The following is a 25,053-nucleotide window of genomic DNA, read 5'->3' on the forward strand; positions in this document are numbered from 1 at the left end:
GCCGCTGCACCTCGATTCCCTGGTATCCCGGCAGGGTGACGGGAGCGCGCGGGTGCGCCCCGCCGCCGCGCCGGCCGCCGCGGTCAGGTGTCGGTGCCCTGCACATGGGCCCTGATCTCGTCCAGCCGGTCCAGCAGTTCGTCCTCGCGCCGGTCGAACGTCTCCTCATCGATGTCTCCCGCCAGCAGCGCCCGTTCCAGCTCGGCGAGTTCCCGCTCGACGGGTTCGGGGTCGTAGTACTCGTTCTCCGCGGCCTCCAGGGCGCGTTCCATGACCCAGGCCACGCCGCGCACCGGCGCGAGCGGAAGGGTGGCGAGTTGGCTCAACAGGCCCATGAGGACTCCTAGACGAAGCTGTAGGCGGGCAGCGGGCCGAGCAACCGGAGGTCGAAGTCCTCCCCCAGTTCCTTGGCGAGATCCTGCTCCGCGCCGAGGAAGCTCTTCTCGTTGTCCCGTTCCACCAGGAAGGACACGCTCAGGAAGTCGTTCCCGGCCGGCTGCGACATGCTCTCCTCCCGGGCGAACCCGCGCAGTGCGTCCAGAACGCCGCCCGCGAGGCGGTCCTGCCGTGCCTGTACTTCTTTGGAGATCAGTTCACCGAGGGCGAGCGGCAGGTCCGGGCCGCCGGTGCCGCTTCTGATCTGTTCGTTGAGCGCGCGGGCCTCGTCCGACTCCTGCAGGATCTGCCGCAGCATCGCGTCCTCTTCCTGGGCGGCCTTCAGGTGGTATTCGGCGCAGCCCTCCAGCGCCTCCAGCCGCTCGGTGAATTCCTCCGCACGCTCCTCCAGCACGGACCGCACGGCCTCGTCGTCGGTGGTCGTGAAGCCGAACTGCAGGGGCAGGACCGTGCCGTCGGCCATCAGCCGTTCCTGGACGGCCTGATGGGCGGCGAGGTCCCGGCGTTTGGGGCGCAATTCCTCGGGCGCGTCGCTGACGACGGCGGAGAGTTCGGCGCTGTGCACCGTGCGGAGGGACGACGGTGGTTTTCCCACCCCCTCCAGGCCGGTGAGCTGCTGCGGATGGGTGGTCGCGACGATGGAGTAGACGTAGAGGGCCATCGCTCACTCCTTTCGACGGCGGGCCGGCCGGCGAGCGGGCCGCTCGCGCCGCGCGGCGGTCTCCTTGGGCTTCTCCTCGTCGTCATCGCTGCCCTTGAGGGCGTCGCTCACCGCTTCCGCGGCCCCGGACAGGGCGCCTTTGGCCTTGCCGTGGGAACCGCTTTCGGTGACCTCGCCGACGAGGTCGGTCAGCTGGGAGGGGGCCTTGCGCCCTTCCTCCAGGTCGAGGCGGTTGCAGGCCTCGGCGAAGCGCAGGTAGGTGTCGACGCTTGCCACGACGATGCGGGCATCGATCTTGAGGATTTCGATGCCCACCAACGACACACGTACGAAGACGTCGATGACCAGACCGCGGTCCAGAATCAGATCGAGGATGTCGTAGAGATTTCCGGAGCCCCCTCCGCCGCCGGTGGCGACGGGTCCTCCGCTTTGCGGCACCACAGTCACGGTGCCTCCCTTCACCGGCTCGCCCCGGCCTGTGCGAGGTGGCCGTGTCGTTCGCCCGGCGAACGGTCCGCCGTGGCAGCCCGGGTCTCAACGCCGGTCGATCTGGCCCCGGGTGTAGCGGCGGGTGCGCTCGTACGCCACGAGTTCGCCCGCCTTGTCCAGCACCACCCGGTAGGTCGCCATCACGCTGGTGGTCCCGGGGACGCGTTCCAGCTCCAGGACTTCCACGTCCGCCTGCCAGCCGTCCTCCGTCGGCTGCACCGCTGAGACGGACTCGGGGGCCCGGCCCAACATCTCCTTGAGCTGCTCGGCCGCGTACCGCATGGCGCGCGGCGCCGAAACGCGGCGGGCCGCGCGGTCCGTTCCGCTGTCGCTCCCGCGGCTGCCGGCCCGGACGCTGCTGGTTTTCCCGGCGGTCTTCTTGACGGTCTTCTTACCGGACGGACGCCGGAATTCTCCGGTCTCGTCCTCTTCTTCAGCGGCCATGTTCTCTCTCCGGAATCGGAGGCGACATGCTGCCCACGCCATGCAAAGAGGCGCTATTACATGATATACGCGCTGAGCTGAGCGCATCTTGAGCCGGCCGGGCCCGGCCGTCGCGGCCCGCTCACGAGTGCCGCGGCCCGGTCCGCGGCGTAACGTCAGGACTGTCCCGGGAGAGACGTCATGGCGGTCTCGGCACGGGGAGAACCGGCGCGCCGGGGTGAGTCACGATGGCACGACAGCTGTGTGAAGGTGTGCGATGACCGGCGGCGCCGGGGCCGATCCGGTGGGCCGGGCACTGCTGCGCGCGATGCGGGAGACCGGGGCGTCGGCGGGCGGCCTCTATGTACTGGCGGCCGGCGAGCCGGTGCTGCAGCTGACGGTCCTGAGCGGGATACCGGTGCCGTTCCTGGACCCCTGGAGCCGTGTCGCGCTGGCCGCGCCGATCCCGGTCGCCGTCGCGGCGCGCGAACGGCGCCTGGTGTGGGCGGGCGGCCAGCAGCAGCTGGCCCGTGATTTCCCCCGTACCGCGGTGGCCGTGCCCTATGACTTCTCGCTGGCCGCGGCTCCGGTCGGCGACCGGGCCGGCATCCGGGGCGCCCTGCTGCTGCTGTGGCCCGCCGGTCATGCGCCGCAGTTGTCGGCGGACGAGCGTGAGGCGGTGGAGGCCTCGGCCCGGCGCCTGGCGGCGCTGCTGGGCGCGCATCCCCGGCCCGACGGCTCCGCCGCCCCGGCCGGTGCGCCGCGGGTGCTGCCCGTGCCGCCGGTGCGGACCGTGGGCCCGGAAGAGGCGCTGGCGGCGGTCGACTGCCTGGAACGGCTGCCCGGCGGCGGCTGCGCCCTCGACCTGGAAGGACGCATCACCCTGGTCACGGCCGGCGCGGCGGAGCTGCTCGGCGAGCAGGGCACCCGGCTGACCGGATCGCGCCCCTGGGAGATCTTGCCGTGGTTGCGCGACCCGGCCTTCGAGGACCGCTACCGCGCCGCGGTGATCAGCCGCCGGCCGACATCGTTCACCGCCTGCCGGCCGCCGGACCGGTGGCTGACCTTCCGGCTGTTCCCGGACGGCCGGGGCCTGAGTGTGTGGATCAGCCCATCGGGCAGGGACTACGGTCCGGTGACGCCCTATCCCGCACCGGGGGACGTGGTGCCCGTACGGGCCGGCCAGATCTACCACGTACTGCATCTTGCGGCCGCTCTCACCGAGGCGGTGGGGGCCCAGGACGTCGTCGATCTCGTCGCCGACCAGATCGTGCCGGCGTTCGGCGCCCAAGGCATGATCATGTACGCCGCGGAGGCGGGCCGGCTGCGGACCATCGGCCATCGCGGATACTCCGCCGAGGCCATCGGCGCCTTCGAAGGCGTCGCGCTCGGCGCTGCCAACAGCCCTGCCGTCCATGCTCTCGCCACCGGGGAGCCCAGCTTCTTCACGTCGCCCGAGGAGATCGAACGCGTTTACCCGGGGCTGCCGCATCTGACGGGCAAGGCGGCGCGGGCCGTGCTGCCGCTGATCGTGTCCGGCCGCCCGGTCGGCTGCTGCATCCTCTCGTACACCCAGCCCCGCACCTTCAGCCAGGAGGAACGCCAGGTCCTGACGTCCTTGGCGGGCCTGATCGCGCAGGCACTCGACCGCGCCCGCCTCTACGACACCAAGCAGCAACTGGCGCACGACCTGCAGGCCGCCCTGCTGCCGCACGGCCTGCCCTCGGTGCCGGGGTTCGCCGTCGCGGCCCGTTACCTGCCGTCGACCCGCGGTATGGACATCGGCGGCGACTTCTACGACCTGATCCGCCTGGACGAGGGCAGCGTCGCCGCCGTCATCGGTGATGTGCAGGGCCACAACGCGGCTGCCGCCGCCTTCATGGGCCAGGCCCGCACCGCCGTACGCGCCTATGCGCACGCCGGCGCCTCCCCGGCCGAGGTACTGGAGCGGACGAACCGGCTGCTGACCGACCTGGACCCGGACCTGTTCACCAGCTGTCTGTACGTCCGTATCGATCTGCGGACGCGGCGGGCGTGCCTGGCCGGCGCCGGCCATCCACCGCCCCTGCTCCGCCACCCCGGCCGGCACACCACGGTGCTGTACGTCCCACCGGGGCTGCTCCTGGGTGTCGAGCCCGATGCCCGGTACTCCACCACGGAGATCACCCTGCCGCCGGAGTCCGTTCTCGCCCTCTACACCGACGGCCTGGTGGAAACGCCCGGGGCCGACCCGGAGTGCTCGGTCGCCGACCTCGCCCGGCGCCTCAACGACGCACCCCCGCTGGGGCCGGACCGCCTCGCCGACCTCCTCCTGGAGAACCGGCAGGACGATGCGGACCGGCAGGACGACGTGGCGCTCATGCTGCTGGCCGCCTTGCCGACGGGACGGCTCACCCCTGCGTGAGCCTCGTGTGCAGGGCGCCCGCTCCGGAGCCGGATTATTCATTGATGTGGCGTCAGTTCCGCTTTTTCCCGAGGGAGTTGGCGAAGGGGACCGCCGAGGTGGGTCAGGGCCGGTGCCCGCCCCGGGGGGCTGCCCGCTCCGGGGCGGCGGGCGACGGAAGGCGGCGCCGGGTGACGGCCAGGATGGCCATGTCGTCCCGGGGGTTGTCCCCGGTCCAGCGGCCGACGTCCTTGGTCAGGGCCTCCACCAGTGTGTCCGGTTCGGTGAACCGTCTGCCCATGCGGCGCGAGGACGCCGGATCGTAGAAGGTTCCCCGGTCGTCCCGGGCCTCCGTGACACCGTCGGTGACCAGCAGCAGCGAGGCGCCCGGAGGCAGGCGCACCACGTCGACGGGCGCGGAGCCGGCCGGAGGGACGTCCCCCAGTCCCATCCCCAGAGGGAGCTGCGGGAGGGTCGGGTCGAGCCGTACGAGCTGCCCACCGTGGACCAGGTACGGCGGCGGATGCCCCCGGTTGACCAGGGTCAGCGCCCCGCCGTCGGCGGACACCTCGGCCAGCACGGCGGTGGTGAAGCCCTCGGCGGAGGTCACCGGGCCGCTCCGGGCCGCCGCCCTGGCCAGCGCCTCGTCCAGCCGCTGCACCAGCATGGTCAGCGTGGGGGCGTACTCGGCCTCCTGACGGAACGCTCCGATCGCCACCGACACGGCGGCGACGGCCTCCAGGCCTTTCCCCCGTACGTCCCCGATCATCATGCGCACCCCGAACGGCGTCTCCTGGACGGCGTACAGATCACCGCCGATCCGCGCCTCGGCCTGCGCCGCGGTGTAGCCGGCGGCCACCGCCAGCGGCCCGACCTCGCTCGGCGGGTCCGGGAGCACCGCCCGCTGGACCGCCTCCGCGACATCCCTGGCCAAGGCGAGATCACGCCCTTGCCGCAGCAGCAGCCGGTTGACCGCGAGGGCCAGTACCCCGATCAGGCCGACCACGGCCAGGTCCACATAGCGTGCCGTCGCCGGGCGACCGCGCTCCAGATCCAGCGCCACCGAGACCACGCAGGCGGCGCATACGACGGCCAGCGCGGAGCGGAAGGAGAGCATGGCGCCCGCGACCAGCGGTGCGGCCGCCAGCAGCGGGAGGCCCATGTACGGCTGGGGCGCGAAGAGATTCAGCACGACACCGGCGACGAGGGCCAGCGCCGCGAGCATCCATGACACCCGCACCGGCCTGGTCTGCATGCTCGTCACCGCGCTTCTCCTGCTGCCGGGCCGCGAGTGCGGCGCGGAAGGGAACGGAGCCACCGCATATACCAACTATGCCGGTACGTGCCGGTGGATTCACCTGTACGCCGTGTGAGCCGGATGCGCCCGCCGCTCCCCCGCGGCGCCACGGTCCCCCGTCGTGCGCCCGCCGGCCGATGAAAGCGCACCACAGCAGGCGTAGGCTGACCAGGACCGCCATGGTGCGCCGCGAGTGAGCGATGGAGGCGGCGTATGACCGATCCTCACGGCTTCCTGAAGTTCCCCCGCCGGCCCGTCCCGGCGCGGCCCGTGGAGGAACGGCTGAGCGACTGGAACGAGGTCTACGAGGGGCAGGCCCTGCTTCCGCTCGTGTCCGAGCAGGCGGACCGCTGCATGGACTGCGGCATACCGTTCTGCCACAACGGCTGCCCGCTGGGAAACCTCATCCCCGAGTGGAACGCGTACGCGGCGCGGGGCGACTGGCGGGCCGCGGCCGAGCGGCTGCATGCGACGAACAACTTCCCCGAGTTCACCGGGCGGCTGTGCCCGGCGCCGTGTGAGGCCGCCTGTGTGCTCGCCCTCAATGCCGATCCGGTGACGATCAAGAACGTCGAGCAGGCCATCGCCGACCAGATCTGGGAGCGCGGCTATGCGGCACCGCATCCGCCCCAGCGGCTCAGCGGGAAGACCGTCGCCGTCATCGGCTCCGGGCCCGCGGGGCTGGCGGCAGCACAGCAGCTCACCCGTACCGGCCATACCGTCGCCGTCTACGAACGCGCCGACCGTATCGGCGGGCTGCTGCGCTATGGCATCCCCGCGTTCAAGATGGACAAGCGGCATCTGGACCGCCGCCTCGCGCAGATGCGCGCGGAGGGCACCAAGTTCCGCACGGGGGTGGACATCGGCGGCGATCTCGACGCGGGCGAACTGAGAAGGCGTTACGACGCGGTGGTCGTCGCCGTCGGGGCCACCGAGCAGCGGGAACTTCCGGTCCCCGGCCGTGAGCTGCACGGCATCCATCAGGCCATGGACTATCTGCCCCTCGCCAACCGGGTCGTGGAGGGCGACTACGCCTCGCCCCCCGTGACCGCCGAGGGCAAGCATGTGGTGATCGTCGGCGGCGGGGACACCGGCTCGGACTGTCTGGGCACCGCCTTGCGCCAGGGTGCGGCCTCCGTGGTGCAGCTGGACATCAACCCGGAGCCGGGCGACGGCCGGCCGGACGCCGAGCCCTGGCCCGTCTATCCGAAGGTCTACCGGATCTCCCATGCCCATGAAGAGGCCCGGGGGCGGGAGGGAATGGATCCCAGGCTTTTCTCCTCTGCGACCCTGCACTTCGAAGGCAGTACGACCGGCCAGGTGCGCGCGCTGCACCTGACGGAAGTGGAGCCCACCGTCCGCAGCCCGCGGCCGGGCACCGAGCGGCTGATCCCGGCGGAGCTGGTGCTGCTCGCCCTCGGCTTCTCCGGCCCCGAACGGGGCAGCCCGCTGAGGCAACAGCTCGGGCTCACCCTGGACGACCGGGGAAACTTCGCCCGGGACACCGGCTTCGCGGCCGAGGTGACGCCGCCGGCCGCCCGGGGCGAGCGGGCGGTGCGCACCGGGCGGGACGGGATCTTCATCGCGGGCGACGCGGGACGCGGCCAGTCCCTCGTGGTGTGGGCCATCGCGGAGGGACGGGCCGCCGCGGCAGCCACGGACCGCTATCTGACCGGTGCCACCGCACTCCCCGCCCCGATCGGCCCCAGGGACCGCCCGCTGGTGGCATGACACGCGCGGGCCGTGCCACGGCTGCCGCCCAACGGAGGCCACGGGGCGCGGGTGTGCCAGAGCGGGCGCCGGCGAGCAGACGAAGGCCGGGCCGAAACGATTCCGCCCGGCCTTGGACACTCTCCTCGTCCGCACCACGTGACCTGGAGGACCGGAGCACAGATACTGCCCACTGAGCGGCTCCGCGTCCGCCCCGCACACTCGCCCCCGGACCCATCGGTACACCTCGGACAAGTCGGCCCCAGCCCCGCCGGACCCGCTTCGGACAGCCGGGGAAAGTCAAGATCGATAGCTCGCCATCTCAACCCTGACCTGGGAAAATCATGGCCATAGGTGCGACTGCTCATCTCACCAGGAGGTACCCATGAAGATGCTGATCAACGTCGCCGAAACCGTTGTCGCCGATGCACTGCGCGGGATGGCCGCGGCGCACCCCGATCTGGTGGTGGATGCCGAGAACCGGGTGATCGTGCGGCGGGACGCGCCGGTGGAGGGAAAGGTGGCGCTGGTCTCCGGGGGCGGCAGTGGGCATGAGCCGCTGCACGGGGGGTTCGTCGGGCCCGGGATGCTGGATGCCGCCTGTCCGGGCGAGGTCTTCACCTCTCCGGTACCCGATCAGATGGTGCGCGCCGCCGCGGCCGTGGACAGCGGCAACGGTGTGTTGTTCCTCGTCAAGAACTACACCGGGGATGTACTCAACTTCCAGATGGCGGCGGAGCTGGCGGAGGACGAAGGGGTGCAGGTGGCCAGCGTGCTCATCGATGACGATGTCGCGGTGACCGACTCGACGTTCACCGCGGGGCGGCGCGGCACCGGGGCGACGCTCTTCGTGGAGAAGATCGCCGGCGCCGCGGCCGAGGAGGGCATGCCACTGGAGCGGGTGGCGGCGCTGGCCCGGCAGGTCGTGGCCTCGTCACGCAGCTTCGGCGTGGCGCTGGGCGCCTGTACGACCCCGGCGAAGGGCAGCCCGACGTTCGATCTCCCGGCCGGGGAGCTGGAGTTGGGGGTCGGCATTCACGGCGAGCCGGGGCGGGAGCGCCGCGCCATGATGACCTCGCGCGAGATCGCGGACTTCACGATGGACGCGATCCTGGCGGATCTCGATCCGAGGCTTCCGGTGCTGGTGCTGGTGAACGGCATGGGGGCGACCCCGCTGCTGGAGCTGTACGGATTCCATGCGGAGGTCCGCCGGGTGCTCGACGAGCGGGGCGTGGCGGTGGCCCGTACGCTCGTCGGGAACTATGTGACGTCGCTGGACATGGCGGGCTGCTCGGTGACGCTGTGCCAGGTGGACGGGGAGCTGCTGCGGCTGTGGGACGCACCGGTGCAGACGCCCGGACTTCGCTGGGGGCGGTGACACCGTCTCCGTATCCGGTCCGGGTCCGTATCAGCGGTCCGTGGCCGCACCCGTCTCCGCATGCTTGCTCAGTGCCCGAACAACCAAGGAGAGTAGTCCGTGTCCGAAACGGTGCTGGATGCCGCATTCTTCGTACGCTGGATGACGGCGGCCGCCGCCGCCATTGGCCGGGAGTCCGACCGGCTCACCGAGCTGGACTCACCCATCGGTGACGCCGACCACGGAAAGAATATGGAGCGCGGCTTTGCGGCCGTGGTCACGATGGTGGAGACGGAGCCGCCGGCGACGCCCGGCGCGGTGCTGACCGCCGCCGGACGGCAGTTGATCTCGAGTGTGGGCGGGGCGTCCGGGCCCCTGTACGGGACGCTGCTGCGGCGCGCCGGGAAGGCGCTGGGCGAGGCGCCGCAGGTGTCGGCGCAGGAGTTGCGGTCGGGGCTGGCCGCCGGGGTGGATGCGGTGGGGCAGCTCGGCGGATCGGCGCCGGGCGACAAAACGATGCTCGATGCGCTGGTACCGGCGGTCGCGGCGCTGGCGACCTCCTTCGACGCGGCCGCCGAGGCGGCCGAGCAGGGCGCGCTGGCCACCGTACCGATGCAGGCCAGGAAGGGCCGGGCGAGCTATCTCGGGGAACGCAGCATCGGGCATCAGGATCCGGGGGCGACCTCGTCGGCACTGCTGTTCGCGGCGCTCGCGGAGGTGGCGAAGTGAGCGCGGCGGCAGCAGACGGTACGGCCGGCGGCACGGGTTCGCCGGTCGGAGTGGTGCTGGTGTCACACAGCGGACCGGTCGCGGAGTCCGTGGCGACGCTGGCGGCCGGGCTTGCCGGGGGCGCCGGCACGGTGCCGGTGGCCGCCGCGGGCGGAACCCCGGACGGCGGGCTGGGGACCAGTGCGGAGCTGATCACCCAGGCGGTGCGGAAGGTGGACCGCGGGGCGGGCGTGGCGATCCTGGTCGATCTGGGCAGCGCCGTACTCACCGTCAAGGCCCTGATCGCCGAGGGCGATGAACTCCCCGAGGGTGCACGGCTGGTGGACGCCCCCTTCCTGGAGGGTGCGGTGGCCGCCGTGGTCACCGCGTCGGCCGGGGCGGATCTGGACGCGGTCGCGGCGGCGGCCGGGGAGGCGTACGGCTACCGCAAGGAGTGAGGGACGGCGGGCGGGAGGCCGTCTGCCCCGCTCAGGGTTTGCGGGCGACGCCCGCGTAACAGGCGGCCTCCGCGTCGGTGACATGGGTGGCGTCCTCGGGGCGGTCGGGGCGCCACTGGTGGGAGAGGGTGACGCCCGGCTCCAGCAGCTCCCAGCCGTCGAAGAAGCGCAGGAATTCGGCGTGGGAGCGGAACTGGAGCCGGGTGCCCGCCTCACCGTAGATCTTGATGATCTTGTTCATCGCCTCGGCGCTGAAGTCCGGTGTCGCATGACTCATGGCGAGGGTGCTGCCGCTGGGGAGTGCGGCCTTGAGGGTCTCGACGATGGTGTGGGCGCGGCCTTGGCCGTCGTCGGGGACGAAGTGCATCAGCGCGTTCAGGCTGAGCGCGACCGGACGGTTCAGGTCGAGGGTGTCATGGAGCTGTGGCGCATCGAGAATGCCGGCCGGTTCGGTGACATCGGCCTGGACGTATGCGGTGCGCCCCTCGGGGGTGCTGAGCAGAAGGGCCGCGGCGTGCGCGAGGACGATCGGGTCGTTGTCGGTGTAGACGACCCGGGCGTCGGCGGCGATGCCCTGGGCGATGTCGTGGAGGTTGGGCGGGGTGGGGATGCCCGTGCCGATGTCGAGGAACTGCCGCATGCCGGATTCGGCCAGGACGCGGGTGGCGCGGTGCATGAACTCGCGGTTGATGCGGGCGGCGACCAGCGCGGCGGGGAAGACACCCAGCACGTCTCCGGCGGCCATCCGGTCGGCCAGGAAATTGGTCTTGCCGCCCAGGAAATAGTCGTAGATCCGGGACGAGTGGGCCCGGTCCAGCCGGAGGTCCACCACGGATCCGTGCTCGCTCATCGTCTGCTGCCTCCCCGGTACGGCGCGCCGGCCCGGCGCCACCCCGGCGTACGGTAACGCCCTCTCGCACGCCGTGCACCCCGGTCTGCGCATCAACCGCCGCCGTGCGCCCGGCTGTTGGTGCACTGCCCCGTACGCCGCGGATCATGCCGGAGCGCACCCGGCGCGGTCGCGGGCGGCCGGGCTCACCGCGGCCGCCGGTCGGCACCTGCCATGGTCACGCGTAGTCATATGAATACGCAGCGACAGATTTTTGCCCGCCCGATGCCACAAATGGGCCCACTTTCCGGTTCATTGGAGGGTGAGGGCAACCGCCCTCCCGCTGCCGGCGGCGCTTCGGCGCCCGGCTCGGTGCACGGCGAACGGAACGAGGACGGCTCGTGAGCGCAGACCGGGACCGACTGCTACCGGCGTGCGCTCCGGCGCATGTCCATACCGCGGAGTTAGCCCCACTCCCCCGTTCGCTCCCGGCCGTCACGACGGACCCGCCCGACCCCGTCATGACGGACCCGCCCGACTGCCAGCTGTCGATCACCTTCGAGGCGTTCCTGGCGACGCATGCACGCAAGTGGCTGACGTACGCCTATCTGCACACCGGCAGCGAGGCGGCGGCCCGTGAGGTGACCCGGGCGGCATACGGCCAGCTCGGCCGGCTGTGGCCGCATGCGCTGCGGCAGGCGTCGGTGGAGGCGTACGCCTGGTCGGTGCTCAAGGAACGCGTCGTGGAGTGGCTGTACGACCACCAGCAGCCCACCGCGCTCACCGAGACCGCCGCCTTCGCGGTCGTCACCCATGCCCTGCTGCGCGAGTGCCAGCAGCAATTCGCCATGTTGGAGGGCCAGTTGGGGCTGTATGCGGCCATCGCCCGGCTGCCGGAGCGGCAGTGCGACGTGATCGTGCTGCGCCATGTCATCGGGTACAGCGACGCACAGATCGGCTCCTTGCTCGGCGTCGACGAAGTCACCGTCCGCTCGTACGCGAGCCGCGGCAAGCGCAAGCTCGCCGCGGCGCTCGGTATCGACCAGGGAAATTCCAGGGGGAACTGACCATGTCGCACTTCTGCCCCGCCGGCCGCCGGGAGACCGTCGAGACGCTGCTCAGCGCCGCCGCCGCGGTGTCCGGTATCGATGGTCTGGCCGGATTCCGCGATCTCGACGACGCGGGGGTGCTCGGGGGCCTCGGCGCCCCGGTCCGGGCGGACACGGCCGCGGACGCTCCGCCGACGGCGGCGCGGCCGGCCCGCCCCGGCCATGGCGCACCCAGCCCTTACCCCAGCGCCCGTGACGAGGCCACCCATGAGCTCCAGCTGGCCTGTGCGCTGGTCGTCAATGCGGCGGCGGCAGCGGCGAGCCTGGAGCGGCTGGTCAACGACCATCACATCGATCCCGAAGGCGCGCTGGTCTTCGCCTGTCTGCTGCACATCACCGGACGCCATGACGCGGCGCACTTCTGGTGGCACTTCGGCGCCGGCGCCGGCAGCCGGACCGCCGCCTACTGCCTGTATCTCTCCCACCGCCGCAACGGCGAGTACCGCGACGCCGCCTACTGGCGCGAGCAGGCCGCGCATGCGCCCGACGAGGAGCGCCGGTCCACGGCCGCGTTCGACGAGAAGCAGCTGCTGCCGGACGCGGCCCGCCACAATCTCCTCGTCCAGTGGCACAGCGGGCTCGCGCCGACCCTGCCGAGCACTCTGGAGAATGTGATCAACCGGCTCGTCGTGGACAGCGACGACGAGGATTTCGGTGAGATCCCGCGCCCCTCCCCCACTCTCGTCCGCGACCTGGGCCAGGCGGAGTAGCAACACCCCGGCCCGTCACACGCACCGTCACACCGGGGCCGGCGGTCCCCCGGACGGTTCCTCCGCGACCGGCGGCCACTCCGGACGGCTGGCGTCCGGAACCGTGGCCAGCGCATGGCCGACCGTCGGGAAGCAGGAGAAGACACTGAGGGACTGCGTGCCGACCAGCAGCCGCAGCATCCGTACGCCGAGCGAGGCCAGCAGCAGCCTGCCCTCCAGACGCCGGCACAGCCATTCCAGGGCGAGCAGACAGCTCAGCCCCCGTGAGTCGCAAAAGCGCAGTGCGGTCAGATCGAGCACCAGGAAGCGGTGGCCGGCCGACACCACCGACCGCGCCTCGGCGAGAAATGCCTGCTCGGTGCGGAGGTCCAGATCCCCGCTGACGCGCAGGACCGCGCACTCCTCCGCCTGCACGATCGCAGTGACCGCCAACGACCGCATCTCCGAACTCATGCCGTCCAGACTAAGCGCCGCCGTCCGGTGCACCACCGCTGAGGCGGCCGGCACACAACGGACCGCCCCGGCCGCCGCCCCGGCCCGTGGCCCCGTACGGGCCCGCTGCCGGGGCTTTACGGGCACCCGTTCGTGCAGGCGATCAAGGTGACAGCGGCCCGAAGCGGACAGAAACGGTCAAGTTTTCCCCCGCCACGGGCGGCCTACCGTGCCGTCCCGGTTGCTATAAACCTGATGCGGGCGGAAACGGGCAGCTCCGTGACCGAACGGAAAACGGAAACAGTCAGAATTCGGGCAGGAGTGAGCCAATGAGGGCCGAGGAACGCCAGCACCGCATCCTCTCGCTCGCCCGGCAGACCGGCCGGGTGGAGGTCGCCGATGCCGCGTCGGAGTTCGGCGTCGCCCGCGAGACCGTACGGCGCGATCTGAGCGAGCTGGAGCGCCGGGGCCTGGTCCGGCGTACGCACGGCGCGGCGTATCCGGTCGAAAGCGCCGGATTCGAGACCACGCTCGCCCGGCGGGAGAACCAGCAGGTGGCGGAGAAACGCCGGATCGCGGCGGCCGCCGCGACGCTGGTGGGCGAGGCCGAGACGGTCTTCGTCGACGAGGGCTACACCCCCGAGCTGGTCGCCACGCTGCTGCCCGCCGACCGCCCGCTGACCGTGATCACGGCATCGCTGCGTACCGCCTCGCTGGTCGCGGCGTCCGAGTCGGCCACCGTGCTGCTGGCCGGCGGGCGGGTCCGCTCCGGGACCCAGGCGACGGTCGGGTCCTGGGCCCGGGACATGCTCGCCCGGTTCGTGATCGACCTGGCGTTCCTGGGGGCGAACGGAATCTCCCGGGAGCACGGGCTGACCACCCCGGATCCGGCGGTCGCCGAAGTGAAGGAGCAGGCCGTGCGCTCCTCGCGGCGGCGGGTGCTGGTCGGGGTGCACAGCAAGTTCGGCGCCAGCAGCTTCTGCCGGTTCGCCGCGGTGGGTGACTTCGACACGATCGTCACCGATGCCGCGCTGTCCGCGCCGGAGGCACATCGCTATTCGCTCCTGGGGCCGCAGGTGCTCCGGGTCTGACCGGGGCGGGGCCGCCCGCCCGGACGGCCGGCCCCGCGCCCCCGGCGCACCACATCCCCCACCCGCCCCGTACCCCGGCACCACCTCCCCCACCGCACACCGCCGAAGGCCGCACCGCCGGCCGCCGGACGGCTCCCGGCATACCCGCAAGGCGGCACCGTACGCCCCTGACACCCCGAACGCCCCGAACCCCCGAACACCCGAACACCCGAACACCCCGAAAAGCCGCTTGCACTCGCCGACATCCTCTGTCCCCCAGAAAGGCACGAGCCGTGAAAGCACGATCCCCCGGAGCAGGCCGCGGCGGCCGCTCCCTAGGGCTGACCGCCCTCGCCGTGGCCCTGGCACTGTCCACCGCCGGCTGCTACCGCGGTGCCGGCGACGCGGGCAACGACAGCCGCAACACCCTCAACGTGTTGATGGTCAACAACCCGCAGATGGTGGATCTGCAGCGGCTCACCGCCGAGCACTTCACCAAGGAGACCGGCATCAAGGTCCATTTCACCGTGCTGCCGGAGGACGATCTGCGCGACAAAATGAGCCAGGACTTCTCCAGCCAGGCCGGGCAGTACGACGTGGCCAGCGTCAGCAACTACGAAACACCCATCTACGCCCGCAACGGCTGGCTCTCGCCGCTCGGTGAACGGGCCGCCAAGGACCGCACGTTCGACCAGGGCGACATCCTCAAGCCGGTCCGCTCCTCCCTCACCGCCGCCGACGGCAAGGTCTACGCGGAGCCCTTCTACGGCGAGTCATCCTTCCTGATGTACCGCAAGGACCTCCTCGATGCCGCCGGGCTGACCATGCCCGCACGGCCCACCTGGCACCAGGTCGCCGCACTCGCCGCCAAGCTGGACGGCTACCGCAAGGGCCTGAAGGGCATCTGTCTGCGCGGCCAGCCCGGCTGGGGCCAGCTGGCCGCCCCGCTGACCACCGTCGTCAACACCTTCGGCGGCACCTGGTTCACCAAGGACTGGCGGCAGCAGGTCGACAGCCCCGCCTTCACCGAGGCCACCCGGTTCTACGTCGATCTGGTGCGCCGGCACGGCCAGGCGGGCGCCCCGCAGGCCGGCTACACCGAGTGCCTCAACGACATGCAGCAGGGCAAGGTCGCCATGTGGTACGACGCGACGGCCGGCGCCGGTTCACTGGAGAGCGCCGATTCCAAGGTCGCGGGCAAGGTCGGCTATGCGCCGGCCCCGGTGGAGCGGACCCGTGACGCGGGCTGGCTGTTCACCTGGGCGTGGGGCGTGCAGAAGGCCAGTACGCACCAGGACGCGGCCTGGCGGTTCATCCGCTGGGCCTCCGGCAAGGGCTACGAACGGCTGGTGGGCCGCGAGCTGGGCTGGTCGAGGGTGCCCGGCGGCAAGCGGGCCTCCCTCTACCGCGATCCGGAGTACGCCAAGGAGGCCGCGGCCTTCGCCGGCCCGACCGAGCGGGCGATCAGCTCGGCCCGGCCCGGCAACCCCGGCCTACAGCAACGCCCGGCCCCCGGCATCCAGTTCGTCGGCATCCCCGAGTTCGCCGACCTGGGCACCAAGGTCTCGAACGAGATCAGCTCGGCCATCGCCGGAAAGCAGAGCGTGCCCGAGGCTCTCAAGAAGAGCGGGCGACTGGCACAGGAGGTGTCCGATGGCTACACGCACCACTGAACCGGCCCCCGCCGCCGCAACCGCCCTGCCCCGCACCGGCAGCCCGGCCGCCCGCGCCCGCCGCACCGGGCGGGCGAAGGACTGGGCCCGCCGCGCGCCCCTGCTCCCCGCACTGGTCTTCCTCGTCGTCGTCACCCAGCTCCCGTTCCTGGCCACGGTGGTGATCTCCTTCACCCGCTGGAACGCGCTGGCCCCCGACAACCGCGGCTTCGCCGCCTTCGACAACTACCGCGCCGTCTTCACCGACCCGGCGATGCGGGCCTCGGTGGGCACGACGGTGCTGCTGACGGTGACCGTGGTGCTGGTGAGTCTGCTGCTCGGGCTCGGTCTGGCGCTGCTGCTGGACCGTGGCTTCCGGGGCCGCGGCATCGTCCGCACCCTGCTCATCACGCCGTTCCTGATCGTGCCGGTCGCCTCCGCGCTGCTGTGGAAGCATGCGCTCTACAACGCCTCGTACGGGCTGATCAACGGCTCGCTGACCTGGATATGGCGGCTGTTCGGCAGCGACAACCCGCCACAGCCGGACTGGATGACCGACTCGCCGCTGGCCGCGGTGGAGATGTCGCTGATCTGGCAGTGGACACCGTTCATGATGCTGATCCTGCTGGCCGGGCTGCAGAGCCGGGCGTCGGACGCCGTCGAGGCGGCCCGGATGGACGGCGCCTCCGCTTTCGACATCTTCCGCTATCTCACCCTGCCGCATCTGCGCCGCTACCTCGAACTGGCCGCGCTGCTGGGCACGGTGTACGTCGTGCAGAACTTCGACGCGGTGTTCACCATCACGTCCGGCGGCCTCGGCACGGCCAACCTTCCGTACACGATCTACCAGACCGTCTACCAGTCCCATGACTACGGACGGGCATCCGCGCAGGGCGTGGTCGTGGTGCTGTGTTCGCTGCTGGTGGCGACCTTCGCGCTGCGTACCGTGTCGTCCCTGCTGCGCGAGGAGGTGACGGCATGACCGATACGACCACGATCCCGCGCCGCGCGGGGTCCCCCGCCGCCCGCCGCCGGCGGCGCACCGGCAGTCTGCTGGGCCTGGCGGCCTGGCTGTGCGGGATCGCCTTCTTCCTGCCCGTCGCCTGGATGGTGCTGACGTCCTTCCACAGTGAGACGGACGCGGCGACCAACCCGCCGAGCGTCGGCGCCGGGCTGAGCCTGCACGGCTACCGCGAGTTCTTCGGGGCGGCGGGCGGCGGTGTCAGCCCCTGGCCCCCGCTGCTCAACTCGCTGACCGCCTCCGTCGTCTCCACCCTGCTGGTGCTGCTGCTGGCGGTGCCGGCCGCCTACGCCCTGGCCATCAAGCCGGTACGCAAATGGAGCGATGTTCTCTTCTTCTTCCTCTCCACGAAGATGCTGCCGCTGGTGGCCGGGCTGCTGCCGGTCTATCTCGTCGCGCAGAACACCGGGATGCTCGACAGCATCTGGCTGCTGGTCATCCTCTACACCTCGATGAATCTGCCGATCGCGGTGTGGATGATGCGCTCGTTCCTCGCCGAGGTACCGGTCGAGATGCTGGAGGCCGCCTCGATCGACGGCGCGGGGCTCGGCACCACCCTGACCCGGATCGTCGCACCGGTCGCCATGCCGGGCATCGCGGCAACGGCCCTGATCTCGTTCATCTTCAGCTGGAACGAGCTGCTGTTCGCCCGGGTGCTGACCGGAGTCGTGGCCGGCACCTCACCGGTGTTCCTGACCGGGCTCGTCACCAGCCAGGGCCTGTTCCTGGCGAAGGTGTGCGCCGCCGCCACCGTCATCTCCCTCCCGGTGCTCATCGCCGGGTTCGCCGCCCAGGACAAACTGGTCCAGGGCCTGTCGCTTGGAGCCGTGAAATGAAAGCCGCAGTGATCAGTGCCCCCGGCAAGGTCGAGGTCACCACCGTCGAGGACCCGACGCCCGGTCCCCGCGAGGTCGTGGTCTCCGTCGCCGCCTGCGGGCTGTGCGGTACCGATCTGCACATCCTCCAGGGCGAGTTCGCCCCCACGCTGCCCGTCGTGCCGGGCCATGAGTTCGCCGGTACGGTCGTGGCGACCGGCAGCGCGGTCACCGAACTCGCCGAGGGCGACCGGGTGGCCGTCGATCCCTCGCTCTACTGCCACGAGTGCCACTACTGCCGCATCGGCCGCAACAACCTCTGCGAGCGCTGGGCCGCCATCGGGGTGACCACGGCGGGCGGCGCCGCCGAGTTCGCCGTCGCCCCCGTGGCGAACTGCGTCAAGCTGCCCGATCACATCCGTACCGAGGACGCGGCCCTCATCGAGCCGCTCTCCTGCGCCGTACGCGGCTACGACATCCTGCGGTCGGCGCAGTTGGGCACCCAGGTCCTCATCTACGGCTCGGGCACGATGGGCCTGATGATGCTCGAACTCGCCAAGCGCACCGGCGCGGCCGGGGTCGATGTCGTCGACATCAACCCCGCGCGGCTGGCCACCGCCCGCACCCTGGGCTGCAGCAACGCGGCCGGCTCCGCCGACGAGCTGGACCGCCCGCGCGGCTGGGACGTGGTCATCGACGCCACCGGCAACGCCCAGGCCATCCAGGACGCCCTGGGGCGGGTCGGCAAGGGCGGCACCTACCTCCAGTTCGGTGTCGCCGACTACGCCGCGCGCGCCACCATCGAGCCGTACCGCATCTACAACCAGGAGATCACCATCACCGGCTCGATGGCCGTGCTGCACAGCTATGAACGCGCCGCGGAGCTCTTCGCGGCCGGCGTCCTGGACCCGGAGGTCTTCATCAGCGACCGGCTCCCGCTGGACGGCTACGCCCAGGCGCTGGACCGCTTCCGGGCGGGCGAGGGCAGGAAGATCCAGGTACGGCCGTGAGTCCGGCCGGCCGCCACCGGGCCGTCACCGCGGCCGGCGTACGGGCGTGAGTTCGCCGTGCAGCAGGGCCGTGCCGAGCGGGGTGAGGGCGTGGACGACCGAGCAGCCGTCGCGCCGGCTGCGGGCGAGGTTGGCTTCGCGCAGGGCGCTCACATGCTCGCTGGCCGAGGGCGCGGAGACCCGTAAGCGGCGGGCCAGTTCACCGGTGGTGGCCGGCGCGTCGAGGGCCGCGAGGATACGCGCTCTGGTGCGGCCGAGCAGGGCGGACAGCGCCTGCGGGTGGCAGCTGCCGGTGGTGGCCGGCGCCCAGTCGGTGGCGTGCTCGACGGGGTAGACCAGGACCGGCGGCAGGCCGGGGTCGGCCAGGGCGATGGGTCTGCGCCAGCAGAAATGGGAGGGGATCAGCCGCAGTCCGCGTCCGCCCAGGCGCAGATCGCGGTCTTGGGGGTAGTCGACGTGCAGGACCGGCGGCTCCCAGCGGATCGCGGGGCGGAAGGTGTGCAGCATGCCGTCGACGCCGCCGTGGCAGAGCGTGCGGGTGCGGCCGCCCCGGTCGCCGTCGACCGTGGCGGCCGCGCCCGTCCAGTCGGGGGCGATCACCGCACGGTGCACCTCCTGGAACGCGGCGGCCAGCTCGTGGAGCGGCTGCCGGCTTCCCGCAGCCAGCGCACCGGTCCAGCGCGGGAGCCGGGCCGGCAGCCCCGCGCGGGCGGTCTCCGTGGTCAGCCGCACCCGGGGGGTGTCCCGCAGCGCCTCCAGCCCCGCGGCCAGCCCGTCGCGGGCCGCGTCGGGGGTGAGGAAATCCGGGCAGTAGCGGGCGCCGGCCGGGGCCAGGGTGCCGATCAGCCGGGCGGCGCGGGTCAGTCCCCGTTCGTCCAGTTCGCGGCGCGCACGGGCCCGCCAGGCGCCGTACACCGGCACACCGCGCCCCGGCGGTATCAAATGGTGCATGGCCAGCACCGTTTCCCAGAGGGGATCGGGCTCGGCGGCGATCTGTACGCGCGCGACATCCCGGTTTTCGAAGTGAATACGCAACATGCGGCCCCCGCGGCATGCTCATGACCCTGTCGCCAGGGCCCCCCGTCCGGGACCTGTCGTACGGCCCCGCCGCAAGACTGCCCGGCGTCAACGGAGCTGTCCAGGGCGGTTGGTGGCCTTCGGCGCGCGGGAGTGGTGAAGGCGGGGAGTGCGGGGCGAAGCGCTCAGGCCCCGGCCGCGAGCCGGTCCGCCAGCCGCTCCAGGAACACCCGCTGGCCCGGCACCAGCCGCTCGTACGCCTCGTGCGGGGTGAACCAGGCCACCCGGTCGATCTCCGGGAAGGTGCGGGTCACCCCGGATCCGCGCGGCCATTCCATACCGAAGGTGCCGGGCACGATCCGCTCCGGGTCGAGATCGCTCTCGACGGCCCATACGGTCACCACCTTGCCGCTCGGCTGGCGGGCCTCCCCCAGCAGGACATGGGGCCCGTCGGGAGGCGGCATCCCCAGCTCCTCCTCGAACTCCCGCAGCGCCGCGTCCTGCGCTTCCTCCGGCGGTACGTACTCACCCTTGGGCACCGACCACGCGCCCGCGTCCTTCCGTTCCCACAACGGCCCGCCCATGTGCCCGAGCAGCACCTCGGTGCCGGCCGCGGTGACCCGGTACAGGAGCAGTCCGGCGCTGCGCTTTCCCGCCATGACGGCTACCCTTCCCCGCCGTCGTGCGCGGCGAGCAGCGTCTCCACGGTGTCCGCCTCGGCCGCTGTCTTGTCCTCCCGGTAGCGCACCACCCGCGCGAAGCGCAGGGTCACGCCCGCCGGGTAGCGCGAGGAGGTCTGCAGCCCGTCGTAGGCGATCTCGACGACGAGTTCCGGACGCACCGTCACGACATGGCCGTCGTCCGCCAGCGCGAGTTCCTGCAGCCGTTCGGTCTGCCGGTCGAGGGTGGCGTCGGTGAGTCCCTTGAACGTCTTGCCCAGCATGACGAATCCGCCGTCCGCCCCGCGCGCCCCGAGGTGGAGGTTGGACAGCTTCCCGGTGCGCCGGCCGTGTCCCCACTCCGCCGCCAGCACCACCAGGTCCAGGGTGTGCACGGGCTTCACCTTCAGCCAGGCGGCGCCCCGGCGGCCGGCGCTGTACGGGGCGTCCAGCGCCTTGACCACGACGCCCTCATGGCCGCGGCGCAGGGTCTCGGACCAGAAGTCCTCCGCGGCCGCGCGGGCCGCGGCGTCGGACGGGTCCCCGACCACCCGGCGGCGCACCCGCAGATGCTCGGGCACCAGCCGGGCCAGCTCCGCATACCGCTGCGCGCCCGGCAGTTCCAGCAGGTCACGGCCGTCGACCGACAGCACGTCGAAGAAGACCGGGGACAGCGGCAGCGCGGCCCGCGCCGCGGCGACGTCCACCCGCGAGCCGAACCGCCCCGCGACCCGCTGGAACGGCACCGGCCGGCCGTCGTCGTCCAGGGCGATCACCTCGCCGTCGAGGATGAACCGGTCCGCCGGCAGCTCCCGGGCGACGGCGGTGACCTCGGGGAGCCGGTCGGTGACCTCGTCCAGGGTGCGGGTGTGGATCCGTACATCCGGCCCGTCCCGGTGCACCTGTACGCGGATGCCGTCGAGCTTCTCCTCCACGGCACAGGCGCCGAGTTTGCCGACCGCCTCGGCCACCGATGTGGCGCTGTGCGCCAGCATCGGCCCGACGGGGCGGCCGACGGTGAGCCGGAACCCCGCGAGCGCCGGCCGGCCCTCGGCGAGCAGCGCCCGTGCGACGTCCTGCAGCGATCCCGCCACCATGACGGCCCGGCGTACGTCGGCCGCGGGCGCCCCGGTCGCGGCGGCGAGCCCTTCGACCGCGAGGGCGTCCAGGGCGCCCTGGCGTACCTCGCCGGTGAGCAGCCCGGCCAGGAACCGCTGTTCGTCCTGTGTCGCCGCGGCCAGCAGCTCCCGGACCAGCCGGCGCCGCTCGGCCTGCGCACCGGCTCCGGCGACCTGCGCCAGTGCGGTCAGCGCCGTATCCACGTCCCGTACGGTCAGTGTGGCGCGGTCCGCCGCCGCAACCGGCTCGCGCAGCACGCTCCAGCCGACCCCGATCCGCCCCTGCGGCAGCCGCCCGGCCAGATACGGGATGACCACCGGCACGTCCTCCGGCGCGGCGGCCCGGAACAGCCCGGCCAGCAGCGCGGTCTTCCGCGAACGCGCCGACGTCGCGGCGACCTCCCGCGACAGCTGTGCGAGATCGGCCAGCAGCATAGGGCCATGGTGCCCCCGCGGCGCCGTCCCCGCTCCCCGGCCGTGCAGCCGCGGGAGGCAGCGGGAGGCAGCGGGGCGGCGCCTGTCCGCGGACGGGCCGCCCGGCCCCGCTTCAGGGGGCGAGATACGAGTGGAAGAGGTTCTCCGGGTCCCACTGCGCCTTGATCTCCTGCAGCCGGTCCCAGGTGGCGGGGGCGTACGAGCGCCGGGCCCGCGCGGCGCCGGCCTCCAGGTCCGCTTCGGCGACGTAGCGGAAGCCCTCGCCCCGCGGGTCGGCGGCGGTCATGGCCTCGCGCAGCCAGCGCGCGTTGTCCTCGTCCCCGGCCGGGTCGTCCCAGACCGCGTAGCAGACGAGGTAGGACGCGCCGAGCGGGGAGAAGGCCATGTTCCGCAGCAGAGCGGGGCGCTCGGAGACCGGCTGCACGGGCGAGAGCACCAGGGATTTCCCGGAGGGGGCGTGGGCCACCGCGTCGGCGATACGGGTCAGCTGGGTGGCATGGCTCTCCGGCGACCAGAGGGTGTCCGCCGCATACCGGTGCGCGGGCGGCCAGACCGCGGCAGCGCCCTCGTGCAGGGCGGCGAAGGACGTCGGCGCGGCCGGCTGCCGGGCGACGGCACGTTCGCCGAAGGGGCAGTCGGCGAACGGCTCCAGGGCCTGCAGGGCTTCGCGCCGCGTCGCGGCGAACGCGGTGGCGCCGACGGTGATCCGGGGCCCGGCCGGAGCGGTGCCCGCCGGCGGGCCGGACGGTACGAGGACGAAGCCCACCTCGACGTACGGCGGGAGTCCACGCGCCACCCGCTCACCCCACTCCGTCACCCGGGCGACCTCGGCCAACGGGAAGGTGAGGGAGGTCGCCATGAGGGAGGCGGGGTGGGGGTGCAGGGCGAGGCGGAAGCCGGTGACGACCGCACAGCATCCCGGCCCGGCGCCCCGCGCGGCCCAGAAGAGGTCGGGGTGCTGGGTATCGCTGCAGGTGACCGTGCGCCCGTCGGCGGTGACGGCCCGGATCTCCTGGACGCCGGCACAGGACGCGCCCCAGGCCCGGGAGTTCCAGCCGAGGCCGCCGCTGAGCAGGAATCCGCCGACGGCGACGGTCGGGCAGTGGCCGACGGGGAAGGCCAGATCCTGCGGGGTCAGGACGGCGACCAGTTCCTGGCCGGTGACGGCGGGCTGCACCGTGGCCGTCGCCGGAGCGGTGCCGGTGGCCGGCGTGATGCGGCAGTCGCGCAGCGCGGAGAGATCGAGCAGCAGTGCGCGGTCGCGCAGTGGCGAGCCGGACCAGTTGTGGCCGCCGGAGGACACCGAGACCTGCAGTCCCCGGGCGCGGGCGTAGGCGACGGCCCGGACCACGTCCGTCTCCGAGGAGGCGCGCAGGAGGGCTTCGGGGTGGCGCGAGGGCAGACGCGCGTTCCACACCGCGGCGGAGCGGGCGCCCTCGTAGCCGGGGTCCCCCCGCCGGATCAGCCTGCCCTCGATATCTCCCGTCGGTACCGGTCCCTTCGGGCGCATCCCGGTCTCCTCACCAGATCTGGTGGGTGATCAGGCCGAAGGCGACGACGGAGACCACGTAGCAGAGCACCACCACCGAGGTTCCCAGCACCTGCACCCGACGGTTGTCGGCCCGGGAGGGCACCAGCCAGAAGGCGAGCGCCCTGTTCACCGCCGGCATCAGCAGCCAGGTCAATGCGCTGACGCTCAGGACGTTGGAGAAGAACAGGCCGATGTACTCACGGACCGTGAGTTTCTCCAGCGCGTATCCCACGGTCAGGTTGAGCACCATCACCGTCGGATAGAGCGCCAGGACGACGGACATGGCCTGTTTCCAGTTGGGCGGAGCGCCGCCCCCCTTGTCCTGGTCGAACCGGAACCAACCGCTGAACGCCGAACCGATCTTGCGCACGTCGTACGAGGTGAAGTAGGTGTCCCCCTCGTCCAGCAGTTTCCTGCGTACATCGGATCCGAGCCAGTCGTCGAGGTGTTCGCGGGAGTCGAACCGGAAGACGACGACCCAGTGCTCCTGCACGCCTTCCACCGGTTTGAACAGCTCGGACCCCATGAAACCCGGCGCCTTCTCCTGCGCCTTGAGCGTTCTCTCCTGCCAGTTCAGGAATCTCTGCTCGTATCCCGGCCGCACCACATGGGAGATGACGGCGGTGACCGCCTCAGAAGCCGGTGGGGCAGGACTGCCGCCCTGGAGCACCTCCTGCGTCGGCGGGCCGTCGAAGAGTCCGTGGGCTTCGTCGAGCAGCTCCTGTCGCCGGCCGGAATCCAGCCAGGCGGTCAGCCGGTCCATTCCGGAAAAGCGGAATACGGCCACCCATTCGTTTTCTTCGCCGGCGCCGGGTGGATATACCTCGGCACCCACGAAACCCTCGAATTCACGGGCGGCCTGATTCGTCTTGTCCTGCCAGCGCTGGTACTCGTCGGTGCGGCCTTCATGCACCTTCTGCGAGGTCACCACGGTGGCATTGTCAGCCGCGGAATCACGGCTTGCACGGGCACTCACCTGGAGTAGCCTAGTGCATAACGGATTTAGAGGGCAAATGGGGCATTTGCCAGAACCGTTCCACAGAGGAATCGATGCCGATCGGAGACTCCGTAATGGAACAGAAAGAACTCCTCGCAGAGGCTGTACGGCTCGCCACGGAATCCGTGGCGAACGGCTGGGGCGGCCCGTTCGGCGCGGTGATCACGCGCGACGGGGACATCATCGCCCGCGGGCAGAACCGCGTACTGCTGACCGGTGACCCCACCGCCCATGCCGAGGTGGAGACGATCCGGAAAGCCGTGCAGGTCCTCAACCCTGAGGCTCCGTCGATCTCCGTGGAGCATCAGAACGAGAGCACCCTGGAGTACGTCCCCCGTCCCCCCGGATCACCCGACCCGCTCCCGGAGCGGGCCCGGATGCTCCAGGGCTGTTCGATCTACATCAGCGGCGCCCCCTGCCCGATGTGCATGAGCGCCATCTACTGGTCGCGGATGGATGCGGTGTACTACAGCTGCGACCTGGACGACACCGCGAAGATCGGCTTCGACGACACGTTCCAGTACGAGGACTTCAAGAGGCCGCTCGACAAGCGACGGATCAAGATCGAGCAGATCTGCCCCGAGCTGGGTGCCGCCGCGTACGCGTCGTGGACGAACCGTCCGGACAAGCACGCGTACTGACGGCGGATCACCGGCCGGGCACCTCTGCAAAGGAGCCGCTCCCCTTCCGTGGGGGGGCGGCGCGGGGGGGCGGGGTCGGCGCCGGCGCCCCGCCCGACCGCGGCGCCCCCCGGGGGCGGCCCCGC

General features: G+C 71.9%; 25 protein-coding genes. 13 read left to right on the forward strand and 12 right to left on the reverse strand.

Annotated elements, in window-relative coordinates; all coding sequences use genetic code 11:
* Window positions 1-83: 83 nt before the first annotated feature.
* The 4 genes from ACWGJY_RS19470 to ACWGJY_RS19485 form a co-directional block, all read right to left on the reverse strand.
* Window positions 84-335, reverse strand: coding sequence for a gas vesicle protein GvpG (locus ACWGJY_RS19470; protein WP_393907993.1), 252 nt, complete (start codon window positions 333-335; stop codon window positions 84-86).
* 8 nt (window positions 336-343) lie between these two features.
* Entirely contained in the window at window positions 344-1,057 is a 714-nt protein-coding gene (locus ACWGJY_RS19475) for a GvpL/GvpF family gas vesicle protein (protein ID WP_453262049.1), read from the reverse strand.
* 3 nt (window positions 1,058-1,060) lie between these two features.
* Window positions 1,061-1,504 carry a gas vesicle structural protein GvpA gene (locus ACWGJY_RS19480; RefSeq protein ID WP_453262050.1) on the reverse strand — a complete coding sequence of 148 codons (444 nt, stop codon included), beginning with the start codon at window positions 1,502-1,504 and terminating at the stop codon, window positions 1,061-1,063.
* Between the two features lie 87 nt (window positions 1,505-1,591).
* Window positions 1,592-1,990, reverse strand: coding sequence for a gas vesicle protein GvpO (locus tag ACWGJY_RS19485; protein ID WP_453262051.1), 399 nt, complete (start codon window positions 1,988-1,990; stop codon window positions 1,592-1,594).
* Window positions 1,991-2,246: 256 nt separating this feature from the next.
* Here ACWGJY_RS19485 and ACWGJY_RS19490 point away from each other — a divergent pair, with 256 nt between their 5' ends.
* Window positions 2,247-4,373 (forward strand): SpoIIE family protein phosphatase, encoded by a 2,127-nt coding sequence (locus tag ACWGJY_RS19490; RefSeq protein WP_453262052.1) that lies wholly within the window; start codon window positions 2,247-2,249, stop codon window positions 4,371-4,373.
* Between the two features lie 103 nt (window positions 4,374-4,476).
* Here ACWGJY_RS19490 and ACWGJY_RS19495 read toward each other — a convergent pair whose 3' ends face one another.
* Window positions 4,477-5,607 carry a PP2C family protein-serine/threonine phosphatase gene (locus tag ACWGJY_RS19495; protein ID WP_453262076.1) on the reverse strand — a complete coding sequence of 377 codons (1,131 nt, stop codon included), beginning with the start codon at window positions 5,605-5,607 and terminating at the stop codon, window positions 4,477-4,479.
* Window positions 5,608-5,862: 255 nt separating this feature from the next.
* Here ACWGJY_RS19495 and ACWGJY_RS19500 point away from each other — a divergent pair, with 255 nt between their 5' ends.
* The 4 genes from ACWGJY_RS19500 to dhaM all read left to right on the forward strand — a co-directional run bounded on the left by ACWGJY_RS19500 (window position 5,863) and on the right by dhaM (window position 9,882).
* Window positions 5,863-7,380 carry a glutamate synthase subunit beta gene (locus tag ACWGJY_RS19500; RefSeq protein ID WP_453262053.1) on the forward strand — a complete coding sequence of 506 codons (1,518 nt, stop codon included), beginning with the start codon at window positions 5,863-5,865 and terminating at the stop codon, window positions 7,378-7,380.
* 364 nt (window positions 7,381-7,744) lie between these two features.
* On the forward strand, window positions 7,745-8,737 hold the full coding sequence (dhaK, locus tag ACWGJY_RS19505; protein WP_453262054.1) for a dihydroxyacetone kinase subunit DhaK: 993 nt from the start codon (window positions 7,745-7,747) through the stop codon (window positions 8,735-8,737).
* A gap of 99 nt (window positions 8,738-8,836) precedes the next feature.
* Window positions 8,837-9,445, forward strand: a complete 609-nt coding sequence (gene dhaL / locus ACWGJY_RS19510; protein WP_453262055.1) for a dihydroxyacetone kinase subunit DhaL — start codon at window positions 8,837-8,839, stop codon at window positions 9,443-9,445.
* The gene (gene dhaM, locus ACWGJY_RS19515) at window positions 9,442-9,882 is read left to right on the forward strand and encodes a dihydroxyacetone kinase phosphoryl donor subunit DhaM (protein ID WP_453262056.1); all 441 of its coding nucleotides are present in this window, start codon (window positions 9,442-9,444) and stop codon (window positions 9,880-9,882) included. Before dhaL ends, dhaM begins: the two co-directional genes overlap by 4 nt.
* A 31-nt stretch (window positions 9,883-9,913) precedes the next feature.
* Here the strand turns inward: dhaM and ACWGJY_RS19520 are convergent, their stop codons facing one another.
* Window positions 9,914-10,732 (reverse strand): SAM-dependent methyltransferase, encoded by an 819-nt coding sequence (locus ACWGJY_RS19520; RefSeq protein WP_453262057.1) that lies wholly within the window; start codon window positions 10,730-10,732, stop codon window positions 9,914-9,916.
* A 500-nt stretch (window positions 10,733-11,232) separates the two neighbouring features.
* Here ACWGJY_RS19520 and ACWGJY_RS19525 point away from each other — a divergent pair, with 500 nt between their 5' ends.
* Together ACWGJY_RS19525 and ACWGJY_RS19530 are read left to right on the forward strand one after the other, a co-directional pair.
* Complete coding sequence (locus ACWGJY_RS19525) at window positions 11,233-11,778, forward strand: RNA polymerase sigma factor (RefSeq protein WP_453262058.1); 546 nt, start codon at window positions 11,233-11,235, stop codon at window positions 11,776-11,778.
* Between the two features lie 2 nt (window positions 11,779-11,780).
* Complete coding sequence (locus ACWGJY_RS19530; protein ID WP_453262059.1) at window positions 11,781-12,530, forward strand: hypothetical protein; 750 nt, start codon at window positions 11,781-11,783, stop codon at window positions 12,528-12,530.
* A gap of 27 nt (window positions 12,531-12,557) precedes the next feature.
* Here ACWGJY_RS19530 and ACWGJY_RS19535 read toward each other — a convergent pair whose 3' ends face one another.
* Window positions 12,558-12,983: an STAS domain-containing protein gene (locus ACWGJY_RS19535; RefSeq protein WP_453262060.1), complete on the reverse strand. Its 426-nt coding sequence runs from the start codon at window positions 12,981-12,983 to the stop codon at window positions 12,558-12,560.
* A gap of 308 nt (window positions 12,984-13,291) precedes the next feature.
* Here ACWGJY_RS19535 and ACWGJY_RS19540 point away from each other — a divergent pair, with 308 nt between their 5' ends.
* The 5 genes from ACWGJY_RS19540 to ACWGJY_RS19560 all read left to right on the forward strand — a co-directional run bounded on the left by ACWGJY_RS19540 (window position 13,292) and on the right by ACWGJY_RS19560 (window position 18,530).
* Entirely contained in the window at window positions 13,292-14,053 is a 762-nt protein-coding gene (locus tag ACWGJY_RS19540; RefSeq protein WP_453262061.1) for a DeoR/GlpR family DNA-binding transcription regulator, read from the forward strand.
* Between the two features lie 272 nt (window positions 14,054-14,325).
* Complete coding sequence (locus tag ACWGJY_RS19545; RefSeq protein ID WP_453262062.1) at window positions 14,326-15,705, forward strand: ABC transporter substrate-binding protein; 1,380 nt, start codon at window positions 14,326-14,328, stop codon at window positions 15,703-15,705.
* Window positions 15,686-16,666 (forward strand): carbohydrate ABC transporter permease, encoded by a 981-nt coding sequence (locus ACWGJY_RS19550; RefSeq protein WP_453262063.1) that lies wholly within the window; start codon window positions 15,686-15,688, stop codon window positions 16,664-16,666. The genes ACWGJY_RS19545 and ACWGJY_RS19550 overlap by 20 nt, the downstream gene beginning before the upstream one ends.
* The gene (locus tag ACWGJY_RS19555; RefSeq protein ID WP_453262064.1) at window positions 16,663-17,541 is read left to right on the forward strand and encodes a carbohydrate ABC transporter permease; all 879 of its coding nucleotides are present in this window, start codon (window positions 16,663-16,665) and stop codon (window positions 17,539-17,541) included. The genes ACWGJY_RS19550 and ACWGJY_RS19555 overlap by 4 nt, the downstream gene beginning before the upstream one ends.
* A complete protein-coding gene (locus ACWGJY_RS19560; RefSeq protein ID WP_453262065.1) occupies window positions 17,538-18,530 on the forward strand; it encodes a zinc-dependent alcohol dehydrogenase family protein in 993 nt (330 codons plus the stop codon). Before ACWGJY_RS19555 ends, ACWGJY_RS19560 begins: the two co-directional genes overlap by 4 nt.
* Before the next feature lie 24 nt (window positions 18,531-18,554).
* Here the strand turns inward: ACWGJY_RS19560 and ACWGJY_RS19565 are convergent, their stop codons facing one another.
* From ACWGJY_RS19565 to ACWGJY_RS19585, 5 genes are all read right to left on the reverse strand, one after another.
* Window positions 18,555-19,568 (reverse strand): winged helix-turn-helix domain-containing protein, encoded by a 1,014-nt coding sequence (locus ACWGJY_RS19565; protein ID WP_453262066.1) that lies wholly within the window; start codon window positions 19,566-19,568, stop codon window positions 18,555-18,557.
* Between the two features lie 164 nt (window positions 19,569-19,732).
* On the reverse strand, window positions 19,733-20,206 hold the full coding sequence (locus ACWGJY_RS19570; RefSeq protein ID WP_453262067.1) for an NUDIX domain-containing protein: 474 nt from the start codon (window positions 20,204-20,206) through the stop codon (window positions 19,733-19,735).
* 5 nt (window positions 20,207-20,211) lie between these two features.
* The gene (locus tag ACWGJY_RS19575) at window positions 20,212-21,759 is read right to left on the reverse strand and encodes an ATP-dependent DNA ligase (protein ID WP_453262068.1); all 1,548 of its coding nucleotides are present in this window, start codon (window positions 21,757-21,759) and stop codon (window positions 20,212-20,214) included.
* A gap of 112 nt (window positions 21,760-21,871) precedes the next feature.
* On the reverse strand, window positions 21,872-23,269 hold the full coding sequence (locus ACWGJY_RS19580) for an FAD-binding oxidoreductase (RefSeq protein ID WP_453262069.1): 1,398 nt from the start codon (window positions 23,267-23,269) through the stop codon (window positions 21,872-21,874).
* A 10-nt stretch (window positions 23,270-23,279) separates the two neighbouring features.
* Window positions 23,280-24,221 carry an antibiotic biosynthesis monooxygenase gene (locus ACWGJY_RS19585; RefSeq protein WP_453262070.1) on the reverse strand — a complete coding sequence of 314 codons (942 nt, stop codon included), beginning with the start codon at window positions 24,219-24,221 and terminating at the stop codon, window positions 23,280-23,282.
* Window positions 24,222-24,361: 140 nt separating this feature from the next.
* Between ACWGJY_RS19585 and ACWGJY_RS19590 the strand changes: the two genes are divergently transcribed.
* Window positions 24,362-24,928 (forward strand): nucleoside deaminase, encoded by a 567-nt coding sequence (locus ACWGJY_RS19590; protein ID WP_453262071.1) that lies wholly within the window; start codon window positions 24,362-24,364, stop codon window positions 24,926-24,928.
* Window positions 24,929-25,053 lie beyond the last annotated feature (125 nt).

The sequence above is a fragment of the Streptomyces sp. NPDC054765 genome, assembly GCF_053612065.1.

Excerpts from the sequence above, each read along its gene's own strand:
- ACWGJY_RS19470 (WP_393907993.1), bottom strand. The coding sequence starts at position 335 with ATGGGCCTGTTGAGCCAACTCGCCACCCTTCCGCTCGCGCCGGTGCGC.
- ACWGJY_RS19475 (WP_453262049.1), bottom strand. The coding sequence starts at position 1,057 with ATGGCCCTCTACGTCTACTCCATCGTCGCGACCACCCATCCGCAGCAG.
- ACWGJY_RS19485 (WP_453262051.1), bottom strand. The coding sequence starts at position 1,990 with ATGGCCGCTGAAGAAGAGGACGAGACCGGAGAATTCCGGCGTCCGTCC.
- ACWGJY_RS19490 (WP_453262052.1), top strand. The coding sequence starts at position 2,247 with ATGACCGGCGGCGCCGGGGCCGATCCGGTGGGCCGGGCACTGCTGCGC.
- ACWGJY_RS19495 (WP_453262076.1), bottom strand. The coding sequence starts at position 5,607 with ATGCAGACCAGGCCGGTGCGGGTGTCATGGATGCTCGCGGCGCTGGCC.
- ACWGJY_RS19500 (WP_453262053.1), top strand. The coding sequence starts at position 5,863 with ATGACCGATCCTCACGGCTTCCTGAAGTTCCCCCGCCGGCCCGTCCCG.
- dhaK (WP_453262054.1), top strand. The coding sequence starts at position 7,745 with ATGAAGATGCTGATCAACGTCGCCGAAACCGTTGTCGCCGATGCACTG.
- ACWGJY_RS19520 (WP_453262057.1), bottom strand. The coding sequence starts at position 10,732 with ATGAGCGAGCACGGATCCGTGGTGGACCTCCGGCTGGACCGGGCCCAC.
- ACWGJY_RS19525 (WP_453262058.1), top strand. The coding sequence starts at position 11,233 with ATGACGGACCCGCCCGACTGCCAGCTGTCGATCACCTTCGAGGCGTTC.
- ACWGJY_RS19530 (WP_453262059.1), top strand. The coding sequence starts at position 11,781 with ATGTCGCACTTCTGCCCCGCCGGCCGCCGGGAGACCGTCGAGACGCTG.
- ACWGJY_RS19535 (WP_453262060.1), bottom strand. The coding sequence starts at position 12,983 with ATGAGTTCGGAGATGCGGTCGTTGGCGGTCACTGCGATCGTGCAGGCG.
- ACWGJY_RS19540 (WP_453262061.1), top strand. The coding sequence starts at position 13,292 with ATGAGGGCCGAGGAACGCCAGCACCGCATCCTCTCGCTCGCCCGGCAG.
- ACWGJY_RS19550 (WP_453262063.1), top strand. The coding sequence starts at position 15,686 with ATGGCTACACGCACCACTGAACCGGCCCCCGCCGCCGCAACCGCCCTG.
- ACWGJY_RS19555 (WP_453262064.1), top strand. The coding sequence starts at position 16,663 with ATGACCGATACGACCACGATCCCGCGCCGCGCGGGGTCCCCCGCCGCC.
- ACWGJY_RS19560 (WP_453262065.1), top strand. The coding sequence starts at position 17,538 with ATGAAAGCCGCAGTGATCAGTGCCCCCGGCAAGGTCGAGGTCACCACC.
- ACWGJY_RS19565 (WP_453262066.1), bottom strand. The coding sequence starts at position 19,568 with ATGTTGCGTATTCACTTCGAAAACCGGGATGTCGCGCGCGTACAGATC.
- ACWGJY_RS19570 (WP_453262067.1), bottom strand. The coding sequence starts at position 20,206 with ATGGCGGGAAAGCGCAGCGCCGGACTGCTCCTGTACCGGGTCACCGCG.
- ACWGJY_RS19575 (WP_453262068.1), bottom strand. The coding sequence starts at position 21,759 with ATGCTGCTGGCCGATCTCGCACAGCTGTCGCGGGAGGTCGCCGCGACG.
- ACWGJY_RS19580 (WP_453262069.1), bottom strand. The coding sequence starts at position 23,269 with ATGCGCCCGAAGGGACCGGTACCGACGGGAGATATCGAGGGCAGGCTG.
- ACWGJY_RS19590 (WP_453262071.1), top strand. The coding sequence starts at position 24,362 with ATGGAACAGAAAGAACTCCTCGCAGAGGCTGTACGGCTCGCCACGGAA.